The 15,533-nt window shown below is 71.8% G+C and carries 16 protein-coding genes; 5 read left to right on the top strand and 11 right to left on the bottom strand.

What is annotated here, in order from left to right; translation table 11 throughout:
* The first annotated feature begins 119 nt into the window (after window positions 1-119).
* Window positions 120-1,157 (top strand): LacI family DNA-binding transcriptional regulator, encoded by a 1,038-nt coding sequence (locus tag ACFYM2_RS15620; RefSeq protein WP_358995666.1) that lies wholly within the window; start codon window positions 120-122, stop codon window positions 1,155-1,157.
* A gap of 83 nt (window positions 1,158-1,240) precedes the next feature.
* Here ACFYM2_RS15620 and ACFYM2_RS15615 read toward each other — a convergent pair whose 3' ends face one another.
* The 6 genes from ACFYM2_RS15615 to ACFYM2_RS15590 all read right to left on the bottom strand — a co-directional run bounded on the left by ACFYM2_RS15615 (window position 1,241) and on the right by ACFYM2_RS15590 (window position 7,792).
* Entirely contained in the window at window positions 1,241-3,076 is a 1,836-nt protein-coding gene (locus ACFYM2_RS15615; RefSeq protein ID WP_388836532.1) for a protein kinase, read from the bottom strand.
* An 87-nt stretch (window positions 3,077-3,163) separates the two neighbouring features.
* Complete coding sequence (locus tag ACFYM2_RS15610) at window positions 3,164-4,462, bottom strand: DUF6986 family protein (RefSeq protein ID WP_388836529.1); 1,299 nt, start codon at window positions 4,460-4,462, stop codon at window positions 3,164-3,166.
* Window positions 4,463-4,645: 183 nt separating this feature from the next.
* The gene (locus ACFYM2_RS15605; protein WP_358995657.1) at window positions 4,646-5,620 is read right to left on the bottom strand and encodes an electron transfer flavoprotein subunit alpha/FixB family protein; all 975 of its coding nucleotides are present in this window, start codon (window positions 5,618-5,620) and stop codon (window positions 4,646-4,648) included.
* A gap of 140 nt (window positions 5,621-5,760) precedes the next feature.
* Window positions 5,761-6,546, bottom strand: coding sequence for an electron transfer flavoprotein subunit beta/FixA family protein (locus tag ACFYM2_RS15600; RefSeq protein ID WP_350229035.1), 786 nt, complete (start codon window positions 6,544-6,546; stop codon window positions 5,761-5,763).
* Window positions 6,547-6,745: 199 nt separating this feature from the next.
* A complete protein-coding gene (locus ACFYM2_RS15595; RefSeq protein WP_388836526.1) occupies window positions 6,746-7,255 on the bottom strand; it encodes a flavin reductase family protein in 510 nt (169 codons plus the stop codon).
* Between the two features lie 186 nt (window positions 7,256-7,441).
* Complete coding sequence (locus tag ACFYM2_RS15590) at window positions 7,442-7,792, bottom strand: thioredoxin family protein (RefSeq protein WP_358995652.1); 351 nt, start codon at window positions 7,790-7,792, stop codon at window positions 7,442-7,444.
* A 257-nt stretch (window positions 7,793-8,049) separates the two neighbouring features.
* On the opposite strand from ACFYM2_RS15590, the gene ACFYM2_RS15585 reads away from it, so the two are divergent.
* Window positions 8,050-8,781 carry a lysophospholipid acyltransferase family protein gene (locus ACFYM2_RS15585; protein ID WP_358995649.1) on the top strand — a complete coding sequence of 244 codons (732 nt, stop codon included), beginning with the start codon at window positions 8,050-8,052 and terminating at the stop codon, window positions 8,779-8,781.
* 4 nt (window positions 8,782-8,785) lie between these two features.
* Here ACFYM2_RS15585 and ACFYM2_RS15580 read toward each other — a convergent pair whose 3' ends face one another.
* The 5 genes from ACFYM2_RS15580 to ACFYM2_RS15560 all read right to left on the bottom strand — a co-directional run bounded on the left by ACFYM2_RS15580 (window position 8,786) and on the right by ACFYM2_RS15560 (window position 13,490).
* Window positions 8,786-9,490, bottom strand: a complete 705-nt coding sequence (locus ACFYM2_RS15580; protein WP_358995646.1) for a phenylalanine--tRNA ligase beta subunit-related protein — start codon at window positions 9,488-9,490, stop codon at window positions 8,786-8,788.
* A gap of 13 nt (window positions 9,491-9,503) precedes the next feature.
* The gene (locus tag ACFYM2_RS15575) at window positions 9,504-10,103 is read right to left on the bottom strand and encodes a transglutaminase domain-containing protein (RefSeq protein WP_388836523.1); all 600 of its coding nucleotides are present in this window, start codon (window positions 10,101-10,103) and stop codon (window positions 9,504-9,506) included.
* 83 nt (window positions 10,104-10,186) lie between these two features.
* Window positions 10,187-11,248: a threonine aldolase family protein gene (locus ACFYM2_RS15570; RefSeq protein WP_388836520.1), complete on the bottom strand. Its 1,062-nt coding sequence runs from the start codon at window positions 11,246-11,248 to the stop codon at window positions 10,187-10,189.
* Window positions 11,245-12,000 carry an SDR family oxidoreductase gene (locus tag ACFYM2_RS15565; protein ID WP_358995638.1) on the bottom strand — a complete coding sequence of 252 codons (756 nt, stop codon included), beginning with the start codon at window positions 11,998-12,000 and terminating at the stop codon, window positions 11,245-11,247. The genes ACFYM2_RS15570 and ACFYM2_RS15565 overlap by 4 nt, the downstream gene beginning before the upstream one ends.
* 89 nt (window positions 12,001-12,089) lie before the next feature.
* A complete protein-coding gene (locus tag ACFYM2_RS15560; protein WP_388836517.1) occupies window positions 12,090-13,490 on the bottom strand; it encodes a DUF6421 family protein in 1,401 nt (466 codons plus the stop codon).
* Between the two features lie 358 nt (window positions 13,491-13,848).
* Here ACFYM2_RS15560 and ACFYM2_RS15555 point away from each other — a divergent pair, with 358 nt between their 5' ends.
* The 3 genes from ACFYM2_RS15555 (at window position 13,849) to ACFYM2_RS15545 (ending at window position 15,531) form a co-directional block, all read left to right on the top strand.
* A complete protein-coding gene (locus tag ACFYM2_RS15555; protein WP_358995632.1) occupies window positions 13,849-14,520 on the top strand; it encodes a PadR family transcriptional regulator in 672 nt (223 codons plus the stop codon).
* A 130-nt stretch (window positions 14,521-14,650) separates the two neighbouring features.
* On the top strand, window positions 14,651-14,776 hold the full coding sequence (locus ACFYM2_RS15550) for a hypothetical protein (protein WP_350229045.1): 126 nt from the start codon (window positions 14,651-14,653) through the stop codon (window positions 14,774-14,776).
* A 71-nt stretch (window positions 14,777-14,847) separates the two neighbouring features.
* Window positions 14,848-15,531 (top strand): glycerophosphodiester phosphodiesterase, encoded by a 684-nt coding sequence (locus tag ACFYM2_RS15545; protein WP_388456887.1) that lies wholly within the window; start codon window positions 14,848-14,850, stop codon window positions 15,529-15,531.
* Window positions 15,532-15,533: the final 2 nt, after the last annotated feature.

Raw genomic sequence — 15,533 nt, 5'->3', positions numbered from 1 at the left:
AAGATGAAAGTCTCCCTGCATGTGACAACGTTGTCCAGGGCCTATGCTCGACGCCACACCCGCCGTCCCGGCCGCCAGAGCACGCCGGACGGCTCCCGACGAGGACAGGACAGCGCACCGTGGCCGACAACGCCCGCCACTCCGAGCTCCGCTACGGCAACCGTCCGACGATGAAGGACGTCGCCGCGCGCGCCGGTGTCGGCCTCAAGACGGTGTCCCGGGTGGTCAACGGCGAGGCCGGCGTGACGCCCGACACCGAGCGCCGGGTGCAGGAGGCCATCGAGGCGCTGGGCTTTCGGCGCAACGACAGCGCGCGGGTGCTGCGCAAGGGGCGTACGGCCTCGATCGGTCTGGTGCTCGAAGACCTCGCCGACCCCTTCTACGGGCCGCTCAGCCGCGCCGTGGAGGAGGTCGCGCGGGAGCACGGGGCGCTGCTCATCAACGGTTCGAGCGCCGAGGACGCGGAGCGGGAGCAGGAACTGGTGCTCGCGTTCTGCGCCCGCCGGGTCGACGGCCTCATCGTGATCCCGGCGGGCTCCGACCACCGCTATCTCGAACCGGAGATAAAGGCGGGCGTGGCCACGGTGTTCGTGGACCGGCCGGCCGGCGGGATCGAGGCCGACGTGGTCCTGTCCGACAGCTTCGGGGGCGCCCGCGCGGGCGTGGCCCATCTCATCGCGCACGGCCACCGCAGGATCGGATTCATCGGCGACCAGCCCCGCATCCACACGGCCACCGAGCGTCTGCGCGGCTATCACGCGGCCATGGCCGAGGCGGGGCTGCCGGTCGAGGATGCCTGGGTCTCGCTCGGCTCGACCTCTCCCGAGCGGGTGCGGGACGCGGCCGCGTCGATGCTGGAGGGGCCTTCGGGGGTCACCGCCCTGTTCGCCGGCAACAACCGGGTGACGGTCACGGCCGTACGGGTCCTCGCGGGCCGCGCGCACCCGGTGGCCCTGGTCGGGTTCGACGACATCGAACTGGCCGACCTACTGGGCATCACGGTCATTTCGCAGGACGCCGCCACCCTCGGCCGCACCGCCGCCGAACTGCTCTTCCGGCGCCTCGACGGCGCCGGGGAGAAGCCTGCCCGGGTGGTCCTGCCCACGGCCTTGATCCAGCGGGGCTCGGGCGAACTGCCGCCGCCCGCCGACGCGTAGCGGGCGCCGCCGGAGCCCCGGCGGCCGGCTCCGGCATGGCTCCGGCTCAGTTCCGGCACCGCTCCGGCTCGGCTCCGGCCCGCTCAGCAGACCTTCAGGCCCGGCACCGGCTGGTTGTTGTCGCCGCCCTTCACATAGACCACGCTCACGTACACGCTCTTGTGGCCGCTGTCGTCATCGGTCCTGGCCCACCAGGTGTTGGTCCACTTCCCGTACGTCTCGCGGCGGCCGAGGTCGGCCTGGCAGTAGAAGTAGTTGGTGCCCGCGTTGAGCACGCCCGCCGCGCCGCCGTCCTGGCGGATGGACTTCGCGGCGCGCCACACCTGGCAGTCGAACCTGCCGCCGGCGATCGCGTGGCAGCTGCCGGCCGGCGGCGCCGTGTCACCCGCGCCGCCGCCCGGGGACGCCGTGGCAGGGGCGCCGGGGGCGCTCTTCTTCGGATCGGGCGTCCTGGTGGCGTCGTTCTTGGCGTCCGCCTTGCCCGCGTCGCCCTTGCGTGACGGCTTCACGTCGCCCGAACTCACCGACGGCGTGGGCGAGTTGGGCGTCTCGCGCGCGGAGGGCCCGGGGCTCGACAGGCCTGCGGCGCCGACCTGGTCGTCCGCCGCACCCGGTGACGCGCCGGCGGCCGACCCGGACGCCCGCTGCCCGCCGCCGGTGTTCCCCTGACCGAGGAGTGCGTATCCGGCGCCGCCGCCGATGAGGACGACGGCTGCCGCGGCGGCCGCGATCAGCGGCGTGCGGCGTCTGCGCCCTTCGCCCGGTGGCGCCGAGGCCGATGGGCCGGATGGGGCCGTTGGGACCGATGGTGCCGACGGGACCGATGGCCCGGCCGGGGCCGATGGCGCGGGCGGGGCCGCGCTCACTGGCGGCCCGAAGCGCGGGGGTATCACCGCGCCCGGCGCCGGTTCCGGCGTCGGCGCGGCCCCGAAGCCCTGGGGTTGGTGCGGCGCCACATCGCGCACCGTGGCGCTGCGGGGCGCCTCGGCCCCCCGCGCGCCAGGCCGTAGTGGCGCGGTGCGCACGGCGGTCGGTCCCGTCGCTCCCGGGTCCGTGGCGATCTCCGCGAGCAGCCGCGCCGCCGTGGTGGCGTCGGGCCGCCGGGCGGGGTCCTTGTCCATGAGAAGCGCGAGCACCGGCCCCAGCGGGCCCGCGCGGCGCGGCTGGGGCAGCGGCTCGACGACGATGGCGTTGAGCGTGGACCAGGTGGAGGTGCGGCGGAAGGGGACGGTGCCCTCGACGGCCGCGTACAGGGTGGCGCCGAGCGCCCAGACGTCGGATGCGGGTCCGGGGTCCTGGCCCTGGGCCCGTTCGGGCGCCAAGTAGTCCAGGGAGCCGACCAGTTCGCCGGTGCGGGTGAGCTTGCGCTGGGAGGTGCCCCCGGCCGAAGACTGGGCGGGGATCCCGGAGCCGTCGCCCGGGTCCTCCATGGCGGCGATGCCGAAGTCGGTGAGGACGACCCGGCCCGAGGCGTCGAGCAGCACGTTGCCGGGCTTCACGTCGCGGTGCAGGACCCCCACCCGGTGGGCGGCGGCCAGCGCTTCGAGGACGCTGACGCCGATGGCTGCGGCCTCGGCCGGCTCCAGGACGCCACGCTCGCTCAGGACGCCGTCGAGCGAGGGGCCGTCGATGAGTTCCATGACGATGACGGGACGGCCCTCGTGCTCGGTGACGTCATGGACGGCGATCACCGAGGGATGACGCACCCGGGCCGCGGCGCGCGCCTCACGCTGCATCCGCAGCCGCAGGTCGCCCAGTTCGGGCGCGGAGGCGTCGTTGTAGGCGCGCAGTTCCTTGACGGCGACCTCGCGGCCGAGCACGTCGTCGTGGGCACGCCATACGACGCCCATGCCGCCGCGGCCGAGCCGTTCGACGACCCGGTACCGGCCGGCCAGTAGTTGGCTCTCCCCCGTGGACACCGCTGCCCCGTTCCCCTGTGGTGATGGTGGTCGGGTACAGAGTACGGGGCAGGACCGACAGGCCCGGGGCGCCCGGTCCCGGTTTCGCTACGGGGCGGTGACGGTGAGGACCCCGCGCCGGGGCGAGGCGAAGGCGTCCAGGTCGGCGCGGGTGAGACCGGTCAGGCGCCCCACCTCCGCGGTGTCGAGGGCGCCGCAGTCCAGGCCGCGCAGCAGGTAGCCGCTGAGCGCCTTGGCGGTGGCGGGCTCGTCCATGACGTCGCCCTCCGTCTTGGCGACGTACGCGGCGAGGCGTCCCGCCGCCTGCTCAAGGCCCTCGCGGTAGAAGGCGTACACGGCCGCGTAACGCGTCGGCAGATGGCCCGGGTGCATGTCCCAGCCCTGGTAGTAGGCGCGGGCCAGGGCGCGGCGGGTGAGGCCGTAGTGCAGGCGCCAGGCCTCGTGGACGTGCCCGGTGGTGCCGACGGGCAGCACGTTGGTGGAGCCGTCCGAGATGCGTACGCCGGTCCCCGCGGCGGCCACCTGCATGACGGCCTTGGCGTGGTCGGCGGCCGGGTGGTCGCTGGCCTGGTAGGCGGCGGACACGCCGACGCACGCGCTGTAGTCGAAGGTGCCGTAGTGCAGCCCGGTCGCGCGGCCCTGGGCGGCGTCGATCATCCTGGCGACGGCGGCGGTGCCGTCGGCGGCGAGGATGGACTGGCTGGTCTCGATCTGGATCTCGAAGCCGAGCCGTCCTTCGGGCAGGTGGTGGGCCTTCTCGAAGGCGGCCAGCAGCCGTACGAAGGCGGTGACCTGCTCGGGGTAGGTCACCTTCGGCAGGGTGAGCACGAGCCCGTCGGGCAGGCCGCCGTGGCGCATGAGCGTGGTGAGGAAGACGTCGGTGGTGCGGATGCCCCGGTCGCGGACGGCGGCCTCCATGCACTTCATGCGGATGCCCATGTAGGGCGCGGCGGTGCCGTTCGCGAAGGCTTCGGCGATGAGGCGGGCGGCGCGGGCGGCGTCGGCGTCCTCCTCGGCGTCGGGGCGCGGGCCGTAGCCGTCCTCGAAGTCGACGCGCAGGTCCTCGATGGGCTCGCGGGTGAGCTTGGCGCGCACGCGGTCGTACACGGGCGCGGCGAGCTCGTCGCTGATGCCGAGGACCTTGGCGAGGGCGGCGGCGTCGGGGGCGTGCTCGTCGAGCGCGGCGAGCGCCTGGTCGCCCCAGGAGCGGATGGTGCCCGCATCGAAGGCGTCACCGGGCACGTAGACGGTGTGGACGGGCTGGCGGGTGCCGGGGTCGCCCGGGTACCGGCGGGCGAGCTCCTGGTCCACGGTGACGAGCGAGGCGCTGATCTCCTCGCTGACGACGCCGGCGAGGCTCGTCGCCACCTGCTCCTGCTGACCCATCCTGCACCCTCCACACGGTCGAAACTTTTCCGCTTCACGGAATCAACAATCCGTATAGCGAAGTTAGTGCGCCGCCCCTTCTGCGTCAATGCTTGTCAATGGCTTGTCAATGCTTGTACGAAACGGCTCGGGGCCGCGCGGTGAGAATCACCACGCGGCCCCGGGACCGGACGAACTCGCAGGTCAGCCCTTGCGGGAGTTGACCTCTTCGGTCAGCTGCGGGACGACCTGGAACAGGTCGCCGACGACGCCGTAGTCGACCAGGTCGAAGATCGGGGCCTCGGCGTCCTTGTTGACGGCCACGATGGTCTTCGAGGTCTGCATGCCGGCCCGGTGCTGGATGGCGCCGGAGATGCCGTTGGCGATGTAGAGCTGCGGCGAGACGGACTTGCCGGTCTGGCCGACCTGGTTGGAGTGCGGGTACCAGCCCGCGTCCACCGCGGCGCGCGAGGCGCCGACGGCCGCGCCGAGCGAGTCGGCAAGGGCCTCGATCACCGCGAAGTTCTCGGCGCCGTTGACGCCTCGGCCGCCGGAGACCACGATCGCGGCCTCGGTCAGCTCGGGGCGGCCGGTCGACTCGCGCGGGGTGCGCGAGGTGACCTTGGTGCCGGTGGCCAGATCGGAGAAGGTGACCGACAGGGCCTCGACGGCGCCGGCGGCCGGGGCGGCCTCGACGGCGGCCGAGTTCGGCTTGACCGTGATGACCGGGGTGCCCTTGGAGACACGGGACTTGGTGGTGAAGGAGGCGGCGAACGCGGACTGCGTGGCCACCGGGCCCTCGTCGCCGGCCTCAAGGTCGACGGCGTCGGTGATGATGCCGGAGCCGATGCGCAGCGCGAGGCGGGCGGCGATCTCCTTGCCCTCGGCGGAGGACGGGACGAGCACGGCGGCCAGGGAGCCCCCGGCGGACACCGCGTCGTACGCGGCCTTGAGCGCGTCCACCTTCGGTACGACGAGGTAGTCGGCGAACTCGGAGGCGTCGGCGGTGAGGACCTTGACCGCGCCGTGCTCGGCGAGCGCGGCGGCGGTGTTCTCGGCGCCGGCGCCGAGCGCGACGGCGACGGGCTCGCCGATGCGGCGGGCCAGCGTCAGCAGTTCGAGGGTGGGCTTGCGGACGGCGCCGTCCACGTGGTCGACGTAGACCAGAACTTCAGCCATGGGACTTCAATCTCCTGCAAGTGCGAAGAAAAGGCGGGCAGTTGAGGGGCAGGCTCGGCGAGCCCTGAGTGCGGACGCGGCCCGGACGGTTCCCGGACCCGCCGGGTACCGCGAAGAATTCCCGGCGCGCGACAGGCGACTCAGATGAACTTCTGGCTCGCGAGGAACTCGGCCAGCTGCTTGCCGCCCTCGCCCTCGTCCTTGACGATCGTGCCGGCGGTGCGGGCCGGGCGCGCGGCCGCGGAGTCGACGGCGGTCCAGGAGCCCTCAAGACCGACCTCGTCGGCCTCCAGGTCCAGGTCGCCCAGGTCCAGGGACTCCACCGGCTTCTTCTTGGCGGCCATGATGCCCTTGAAGGACGGGTAGCGGGCCTCGCCCGACTGGTCCGTCACGGACACGACGGCCGGCAGCGCGGCCTCAAGCTGCTCGGACGCGGCGTCGCCGTCGCGGCGGCCCTTGACAGTGCCGCCCTCGACCGAGACCTCGGAGAGCAGCGTGACCTGGGGGACGCCCAGGCGCTCCGCGAGCAGCGCGGGAAGCACGCCCATGGTGCCGTCGGTGGACGCCATGCCGCAGATGACCAGGTCGTAGCCGGTCTTCTCGACGGCCTTGGCCAGGACCAGCGAGGTGCCGATCACGTCGGTGCCGTGCAGGTCGTCGTCCTCGACGTGGACGGCCTTGTCGGCGCCCATGGAGAGCGCCTTGCGCAGCGCGTCCTTGGCGTCCTCGGGGCCGACGGTCAGCACGGTGATCTCCGCGTCGTCCGCCTCGTCGGCGATCTGCAGTGCCTGCTCGACCGCGTACTCGTCGAGCTCCGAAAGGAGGCCGTCGACGTCGTCGCGGTCGACGGTCAGGTCATCGGCGAAGTGCCGGTCGCCGGTGGCGTCGGGCACGTACTTCACACAGACAACGATCCTCAAGCTCACGCCGGCTCTCCTACTGCATCGTCATTTCTGGGCTGCCTTGATGCACGCAGCATAGGCGCCTGATGGGGCGGTATCCGGTCGGGGCGACCGGCGCTCCGAACGAAATATTACTCGTCAGTACACCCAGCTTGTTCCCCGTAAGCAAGCGCTTTGAACTGTGACGTTGCCAACGCTGAGTAATCGGTCCCGAGTGGAACTCTCAGTCGCGCAGCGCGTTGAAGCGGCCCTGGTGGTAGAGCAGCGGACGCCCCGCGCCCGCGGGGTCGCCGGCGACCGCCCGGGCCAGCACGATCCGGTGGTCGCCGGCCGGAACGCGCGCCACCACCCGGCACACCAGATAGGCCAGAACGCCGTTCAGTACGGGCACGCCCTCGGGCCCCGGGTGCCAGTCGGTGGCCGGGCCGAAGCGGTCGGCGCCGCTGCGGGCGAACGCGGCGGCCAGCTCCCGCTGGTGCTCGCCCAGTATGTGCACGCCCACGTACTCCGCCTCGGCGATGACGGGCCAGCTGGAGGAGCCGGTGCCGATCCCGAACGAGATCAACGGCGGTTCGGCGGCGACGGAGTTGAGCGAGGTGGCGGTGAAGCCGGCGGGACGGCCGCCGCGCTGGGCGGTGATCACCGCGACACCGGCGGCGTGCTGACGGAAGACCGACTTGAACAGTTCGGGCGTGGCTGTCTGAGGGGTACCGAGCTCGGGCGAGGCCGTCATGGAATTGTCCTTCTGCGGTGGGTGCGACGTGGGCTGCGGGCGGTCAGCAGCCTGGACAGCGCGCGCTCGCGTCACGAGCGAGGTCCACATGGGCGCGTCCATAAAGAAGGAGATCTGTCGGCACGTCGTCAGACTGACGACGCACCGCGCCCCCAGTCAAGTGCTGTCCTCGATGTGGGAGATCCCTCACGGGCCCGGCACCGCCCGCCCGAGCGCGGCGATGACATCCACGCGGCGCGGCTGCCCGCTCGCCCGGCGCACGATCGCGCCGCCCGCGTCGAGCACGAGCACCGTCGGGGTCGCGGTGATCCCGAGTTCTCGTACGAGTTCGAGGCGTTCCTCGGCGTCGATCTCCACATGGGCGACGCCCTCCACCATCGCGGCCACCTCCGCCAGGGTGCGCCGGGTCGCCCGGCAGGGCTGGCAGAAGGCGGTGGAGAACTGCACCAGGGTGGCCCGCCGCCCCAGCGCCGCCCCCAACTCGGCCTCGCCGAGCCCGCGCCCGCCCTCGCCCCGTACGCCGTCTCCCACCGTCACGGCTCCCACAGCGCCAGGCCTCCCGGTCTCTTCACACGGCCACTACCTGCCCTGTCGTACGGTTGCAGCGCGGATCGCTCCGCAATGATTCCCAGGGCTCCGGCCTGCGAAGACGTGATGTGAATCTCGCCCGCGCCCGGTGCCAGGACTGGCCAGCCCGGCCGGCATCGGGCACCATCTGCCTGAGCCTAAAACCTACGGCTGCGTAACTTACTCCGGGAGCACCCTCCCCGGGCACACGAAGGGTCTCCCCTCAGATGGCAGAACTCGTCTATCGACCGGTCATCGGCGCCGCCCGCGCGATGTTCAAGGCGCTCGACCTGAAGATCGACACCCAGGGTTCGGAGAACATCCCGCGCACCGGCGGGGCAGTGCTCGTCAGCAACCACATCAGCTATCTCGACTTCATCTTCACGGGCCTGGCCGCCCTGCCGCAGAAGCGGCTCGTGCGGTTCATGGCCAAGGAGTCGGTGTTCCGGCACAAGATCTCCGGCCCGCTGATGCGCGGCATGAAGCACATCCCGGTCGACCGCACGCAGGGCGAGGACGCCTACCAGCACGCGCTCGCCTCACTGCGGTCCGGGGAAGTGATCGGCGTGTTCCCGGAGGCGACGATCTCGCAGTCGTTCACGCTGAAGAGCTTCAAGTCGGGCGCCGCGAGGCTGGCCCAGGAGGCGGGGGTGCCGCTGGTCCCGATGGCGCTGTGGGGCACCCAGCGGATCTGGACCAAGGGCCGCCCGCGCAACTTCAGGCGCAGCCACATTCCCGTCACCATCCGCGTCGGCGAGCCCGTGGAGGCACCCGCCGACCAGTACGCGGGGGCCATCACGCGGCGGCTGCGCGAGCGCTGCCAGGAGCTCCTGGAAGCGGCCCAGCGCGCCTACCCCGTCCGCCCCAGGGACGCCGGCGACACCTGGTGGGTGCCGGCGCACCTCGGCGGCACGGCCCCGACGCCCGAGCAGGTCAAGAGCCGTGAGGCGACCGGCTGAATCGTCACTCCTGGCCGGCCGCGCCGACCGGCGAGTGCACGGTGACCCGGGCTCCGGGGCTGAACTTCTCCAGGAGTTCGGCCAGTTCGGCGCCGGCGGTGACGAGGTCGCAGTGCGGCGCCATGCCCTCCAGGAGGAAGAGCGCGTTGACGCTCTCCTCGGTGAGCCGGGTACGCACCCCCTGACGCCAGTTCCAGCGGCGGCAGGTGACGCCCTCGTCGTCGCACCACACCACTTCGCCCGCGTCGGGGTGCTCGACGACCTCTTCGCCGCCGGCGACGGTGGCGAAGGACTCCTCGCCGGTGGCCCGCACCAGGCGCATCGACCCCACGATGCGGTCGGTGTCCTCGCCGCCGACCGGCACGAGGTGGGCGACGCTGATCGCGTTGTACACGTCGACGAGGCGGTTGACGCGCGGCAGCCCGCCGTCGGCCAGGGCCCGCTTGGCGAGCGCTTCGGCGGAGTTGCGGGTGCGGTTCGGCTTGGAGCCGAAGGCGGTGTACGCGGCGCGCCAGGCGGCCACGTGGGGGTCCTCGTGCGGGGCCCGGCCGGCCAGCCGCTCGGCGAGCCGGCGCCCGGCGTCGTCGAGCAGCGCCGAACTCGCCTCGTCGCTGGGCGCGTTGAGCAGACCGCGGGCCTCGACGGCGACATGGGTGAAGCCGGGCGCGAGGGCCCGTACGTCGTCGGACACGGTGAGCGTGAGCGTCATGATGGGGAGTGCCTCACAGTTCGGTCGGATAGATCGGCCACAGCGACGGCCGGTCGGGCGCGGCTTTCAGCGCGTCCATGACCGCCCGGTGGGGTACATCATAAAGTACTGGATAGTCCACTTCGCCGAACTCCGGTCGCACCTTCCACGCCAGCCGTTCCTCGTCGAGGGAGAACTGGGCGTGGACGCCCGGCTTGTTGCCCCGGGCATCCACGCGGGCCCAGGTGCCGGTCCCCGGCAGCCGTAGCGCGACCAGACCGTGCACGAACGGGTTCGATCCGTCGTCATCGGCGAGGCGCTGGTAGCAGAGCGCGGCGGGGATCCCTCCGGCCCGCAGCAGCGCGGCCAGGGCGTGCGCCTTGGCACAGCAGATGCCGGTACGCCACGCGAGCACGTCGGAGGCCCGCCACGTCACCTTGAGGTCGCCCGAGTCCTGGGAGTGCGCGATCTCGTCCCGGACGAAGCTGTAGGCGGCTTCGGCGTATGCGTATGCGCCGGTGGTGGCGGCCGCCAGGCGGGCGGCCGTCTCGCGCGCCAGGGGGTGTTCATGGTCGACGACGTCGTCCGCGCCGAGGTACGCGGAGAGTTGAGGGGTGCGCTGGATGAGCTCCATGGCACCGGAGCGTACGAATGCGGCCGACCGCAAGTCAATGACTTTACGGTCGACCGCATAGGTATTCAGACGTCGCGTCGGTGCTAACGCGCCATTTCTTCCTTCAGCGCCTGAAGGAAGCCGTCCACATCGTCCTCGGTGGTGTCGAAGGAGCACATCCAGCGGACGTCACCGACCGCCTCGTCCCAGAAGTAGAAGCGGTAGCGCTTCTGAAGCCGCTCGCTGACATCGTGCGGCAGGCGCGCGAACACGGCGTTGGCCTGCACCTCGTACAGGATCTCCACGCCGTCGATCTGGCGCACGCCCTCGGCGAGGCGGGCGGCCATCGCGTTGGCGTGGCGGGCGTTGCGCAGCCAGAGGTCCTTGGCGAGCAGCGCCTCCAGCTGCACCGACACGAAACGCATCTTGGAGGCCAGCTGCATGGACATCTTGCGGATGTGCTTCATCTGGCGGACCGCGTCGGGGTTGACGACGACGATCGCCTCGCCGAAGAGCATCCCGTTCTTGGTGCCGCCGTACGACAGCACGTCCACGCCGACCGCGTTGGTGAACGCCCGCATCGGCACGTTCAGGGAAGCGGCCGCGTTGGATATCCGCGCGCCGTCGAGATGGACCTTCATGCCGCGCTCGTGGGCGTGGTCGCAGATCGCCCTCACCTCGTCGGGCGTGTAGACCGTGCCCAGCTCGGTGTTCTGGGTGATCGAGACGACCTGTGGCATCGCCCGGTGCTCGTCCTCCCAGCCCCAGGCCTGGCGGTCGATGAGCTCGGGCGTCAGCTTGCCGTCGGGGGTGGCCACCGTGAGCAGCTTGAGCCCGGCCATCCGCTCGGGGGCGCCGCCCTCGTCCACGTTGATGTGCGCGCTCTCCGCGCACACCACGGCGCCCCAGCGGTCGGTCAGCGCCTGGAGCGCGGTGACGTTGGCGCCGGTCCCGTTGAAGACCGGGAAGGCCTCGGCGTCCGCGCCGAAGTGGCTGTGGATGACGCGCTGAAGGTGCTCGGTGTACTCGTCCTCGCCGTAGGCGATCTGGTGACCGCCGTTGGCGAGGGCGATGGCCGCGAGGACTTCGGGGTGGGCACCGGCGTAGTTGTCGCTGGCGAACCCGCGCACCGCCGGGTCGTGGTGCGCTCGGGCGTCCGTCCTCACGGCTTGGGGGTCAGCCACAGGCGCTGTCCGTTCACTTCTTGGGCGGGCTTGTCCCAGACGCCGGCGATGGCCTCGGCCAGCTCCGTGACATCGGTGAAGCCCGCGAACTTCGCGTTCGGTCGCTCGGCGCGCATCGCGTCGTGCACCAACGCCTTGATCACCAGGATCGCGGCAGCCGCGCGCGGCCCGTCGGCGCCCTCGGCGGCCCCCGCCTTGCGGAACGCGTCACCGAGCGCGAGCGTCCACGCCTCGGCGGCGGCCTTGCCCGCGTTGTAGGCGGCGTTGTTCGCGGTGGGCTTGTGCGCCCCGGACTGGCTGACCAGGACGAAACGGCCCCTGTCGCTGCGCAGCAGCCCGTCGTGGAACGCGAGCGAGGTGTGCTGCACCGTCTTGACCAGCAGCTTCTCCAGGAGTTCCCAGTCGGCCAGGTCGGTCTCGGGGAAGGAGGTGCTGCCGCGCCACCCGCCGACGAGGTGGACCAAGCCATCCACGCGTCCGAAGTCCTTCTGGATGCGGTCGGCCCAGTCCCGGGTGGCCTGGAGGTCGAGGAGGTCGACGGTGTCACCGGTGACGGTGGCCCCGCCGTGCGCGTACCGCGCGGCATCCACGGCCGAGGCCAGGCGCTCGACGTCCGCGTCGGCGCCCACCACGATCGCGCCCGCTTCCGCGAGCCGGAGCAGCGCCGCACGGCCCGCGGGCCCCGCCGCGCCGGCCACGGCGACGACCGCGCCGCTCAGAGGTCCGTTGTTCATCTTCCTCGCCCCTTCCGAACCTTCTGAAGCTTCTGCACCTTGTGAAGCTTCTGCACCTTCCGAACCGTCCACACCGTCGGCACGAGAGCTCACGCGGCGGCCTCGGCCTGGGCGGAAGCGGCGGTGATCCCCTTGGTGGAGGCGATCACGTTCTTCAGCTTCTTGGCAAGCGCCTCATAGAACATGCTGAGCGGAAACTCGTCCGCAAGCACGTCGTCGACGAGCTTACGGGGCGGCTGCGTCAGGTCCAGGGCGTCGGGGCCCTTGGCCCAGCGCGATCCGGGGTGCGGGGCGAGGTAGGTGGAGACCAGGTCGTACGCCGCGAACCAGTGGACCAGCTTGGGCCGGTCGATGCCGTCGCGGTACAGCTTCTCGATCTCGGCGCACAGCTGGTTGGTGACCACCGGGGCGCGGTCCCAGTCGATGTGCAGCTTGTTGTCCGTCCACCGCACCACGTCGTGCTTGTGCAGGTAGGCGAAGAGCAGCTGGCCGCCGAGACCGTCGTAGTTGCGGACGCGGTCGCCGGAGACCGGGAAGCGGAACATCCGGTCGAAGAGCACCGCGTACTGCACGTCGCGGCCGTGCCGGTTGCCCTCGGCGTCCAGTTTCACGGCCTCCTTGAAGGCGGTGAGGTCGCAGCGCAGCTCTTCGAGGCCGTACATCCAGAACGGCTGGCGCTGCTTGATCATGAACGGGTCGAACGGCAGGTCGCCGTGGCTGTGGGTGCGGTCGTGGATCAGGTCCCAGAGCACGAAGGCCTTCTCGCAGCGCTCCTGGTCGGTCACCATCTCCTGGATGTCCTCGGGGAGTTGGAGCCCGAGGATGTCCACGGCCGCGCCGGTGACGGCGCGGAAGCGGGCCGCCTCGCGGTCGCAGAAGATGCCGCCCCAGGTGAAGCGCTCGGGGGCCTCGCGCACGGCGATGGTCTCGGGGAAGAGGACCGCCGAGTGGGTGTCGTAGCCCGCGGTGAAGTCCTCGAAGGTGATGCCGCAGAACAACGGGTTGTCGTAGCGGGTGGCCTCCAGCTCGGCGAGCCACTGCGGCCACACCATGCGCAGCACGACCGCTTCGAGGTTGCGGTCGGGGTTGCCGTTCTGCGTGTACATGGGAAAGACCACGAGGCGCTGGAGTCCGTCGGCGCGGTCGGCGGCCGGGTGGAAGGACATCAGCGAGTCCAGGAAGTCCGGCACGTCGAAGGCGCTGTCGGCCCACTTGCGCAGGTCGGCGACGAGCGCGCGGTGGTAGGCCTCGTCGTGCGGCAGCAGCGGCGAGAGCTCCACGACGGCCGATATCACCTGGTCGACGGTGGCCTCCACGACCGCGCGGAGCGGGGCGCCCTCGGCGTCGAAGTCGATGGATCCGTCCTTGGACTGCCAGGGCCGGATCTGCTCGACGGCATTCTTGAGCGCGGGCCACGCGGGGTGGTCGATCACCCGAGGGCCGGCTGCCGCGCCCCCCACGGCCGGGTCCTGCACAAGAATTTCCGTCATGTCACTTCCTCCACAGGAGAACCTCGCGTCAGGACACCGTAACGGTGTTCGGTTCTTTCGCTCAAGAGGAGGATCAGTAAATTATCCTGCGCGCCCGCGATGGAACCGCTCTTCTTCCTGCGTTGGCGCAATGGCGCGGATATGGCTGCGGTGGGGCGGCTCGGCCGGGACGGGCCGGGGCGTACGGCGCCCTTCGCGCGGCGCGGGGGCGCGCGGACAGCGGCGTCGGCCGGGGCTCCGGGCCACCCTCGCCCGCCCCCGGCCGTGGGATCCACCAACCGCGACCCCGGGATCACGGACGTTCTCACGGGCCCTGGCGGGGTTGTGCCCCTGCCGCGCGCTCACTTCAATTCGGCCTATGACCAGGCCTCCTTCCCCCCACGGACAAGACACCGCGCGGCCGCTGCCGCCGACGGCATGGGCGGTGCTCGGGCTGCTCTCCTTCCCCGGCGAGCGGACCGGTTACGAGCTGAAGAAGTGGGCCGACGCGTCGCTGCGGTTCTTCTACTGGTCGCCGGCCATCAGCCAGATCTACGCCGAGCTGCGCCGCCTCGAAGCCCTCGGTTACGCCACGTCACGGCGCTCGGGGCCCGAGGAGCCGCGCGCCAAGCGGCGGTACGCGATCACCGACGCGGGCCGGGACGCGCTCACCGCGTGGGCAAACTCCCCCGAGGCGAACGGCCCGACCGTCCTCAAGCACCCCCTGGTGCTGCGGATCTGGCTCGGCCACCTCGCGGCGCCCCGGCGGCTGCGCGCCCGGGTGATGGAGCATCTGACGCGCACCGAGGCGGAGTTGAAGGGCATACGGGCCGCGCTGGCCCGCGCAGAGGACAACGAGGGCTGGGCGCATCCGCGCATCGCGCTGCGCTGGAGCGAGCTGCGGGAGCTGGCCGAGCTGGAACTCGCGCGGGCCATGCTCGCCGACCTCGACCGCCTCGCGCCGCCCCAGCCGGCTCCCGAGCCGACGCCCCCGCCGACGCCCCAGGGGGGAGAACCGGACAATCACGACGGGTGGCCCGGCCCGGGATGAGGCCCGGAATTCGGCGCGTCAAGGGCCCTGGGAATCGCCCACGGGAGGGTGAGCCGGGTTGGCCCCCGGCGGGTGTCCACAGGTAGGACGGAGTCCCCCCGCCCCTCGCACGCATCCCGGAGCCGCGCCCATGAGCACCCGCGCCGTCGTTGTCGCAGCCCTGATCACGGCCTTCATCCTCGGGATCGCGTCAACCCGGGCGGACCACCCCGACGGCCCGCGCGAGCCGGGGTCGGCAGCGGTGGCGGGCCGTTAGGCTGCGCCTGCCGCGTGCGCACGGGAGTGCGCCGCGCCTGCATAGCGCCGTCGACGGAAGCGAGGCCTGTCTTGACGTTCCTCACCATCGGTCATCGCGGGGTCATGGGTGTCGAACCGGAGAACACCCTGCGTTCCTTCGTGCACGCCGAACGCGCGGGCATGGACGCCATCGAACTCGATCTGCACCTCAGCAAGGACGGCGCCCTCGTCGTCATGCACGACGCCGAGGTCGACCGCACCACGGACGGCAGGGGCCCCGTCGGGGAGATGACCCTGGCCGAGCTGCGGGCGCTGGACGCGGGTCAGGGCGAGCGCGTCCCCGTGTTCGAGGAAGTGCTCGACGCGGTGAAGGCCCCGCTCCAGGCGGAGATCAAGGATGTCCGCGCGGCGCGCGCGCTGGCCGAGGTGATCGAGCGGCGCGATCTGGTGGGCCGGGTGGAGGTGCTGTCCTTCCACGACGCGGCGCTCGCCGAGATCGCCTCCCTCGTGCCCGGCGTACGCACCGGGCTCGTGGACGACGACTGGGGCCCCGACCTCATCGACCGGGCCCGGGCCGTCGGCGCGCGGAGCCTGGTCCTGAGCATCGGCCGGATCACCCTGGAGACGGTCGAGCAGGCCCACGCCGCCGGGCTCAAGGTGATCGGCTGGACCGTGAACACCCAGGACCATCTGCGCCTGGTGCGGGCCCTGCAACTGGACGGCGCCACGACCGACTACCCGCAGATCCGCCGCACCGGCCGCTTCACCGCGTAGGA

Source organism: Streptomyces sp. NPDC006711 (assembly GCF_042869775.1).
Taxonomy (GTDB): Bacteria; Actinomycetota; Actinomycetes; order Streptomycetales; family Streptomycetaceae; genus Streptomyces.
Note: the sequence above shows the minus strand (reverse complement) of the source record. Positions and strands in the feature narration are given on the sequence as shown.

Coding starts and splice junctions, on each gene's coding strand:
- ACFYM2_RS15610 (WP_388836529.1), bottom strand. CDS start 4,462: ATGGGTCAGCAGGAGCAGGTGGCGACGAGCCTCGCCGGCGTCGTCAGC.
- ACFYM2_RS15605 (WP_358995657.1), bottom strand. CDS start 5,620: ATGGCTGAAGTTCTGGTCTACGTCGACCACGTGGACGGCGCCGTCCGC.
- ACFYM2_RS15595 (WP_388836526.1), bottom strand. CDS start 7,255: ATGACGGCCTCGCCCGAGCTCGGTACCCCTCAGACAGCCACGCCCGAA.
- ACFYM2_RS15585 (WP_358995649.1), top strand. CDS start 8,050: ATGGCAGAACTCGTCTATCGACCGGTCATCGGCGCCGCCCGCGCGATG.
- ACFYM2_RS15580 (WP_358995646.1), bottom strand. CDS start 9,490: ATGACGCTCACGCTCACCGTGTCCGACGACGTACGGGCCCTCGCGCCC.
- ACFYM2_RS15575 (WP_388836523.1), bottom strand. CDS start 10,103: ATGGAGCTCATCCAGCGCACCCCTCAACTCTCCGCGTACCTCGGCGCG.
- ACFYM2_RS15565 (WP_358995638.1), bottom strand. CDS start 12,000: ATGAACAACGGACCTCTGAGCGGCGCGGTCGTCGCCGTGGCCGGCGCG.
- ACFYM2_RS15560 (WP_388836517.1), bottom strand. CDS start 13,490: ATGACGGAAATTCTTGTGCAGGACCCGGCCGTGGGGGGCGCGGCAGCC.
- ACFYM2_RS15555 (WP_358995632.1), top strand. CDS start 13,849: ATGACCAGGCCTCCTTCCCCCCACGGACAAGACACCGCGCGGCCGCTG.
- ACFYM2_RS15550 (WP_350229045.1), top strand. CDS start 14,651: ATGAGCACCCGCGCCGTCGTTGTCGCAGCCCTGATCACGGCCTTCATC.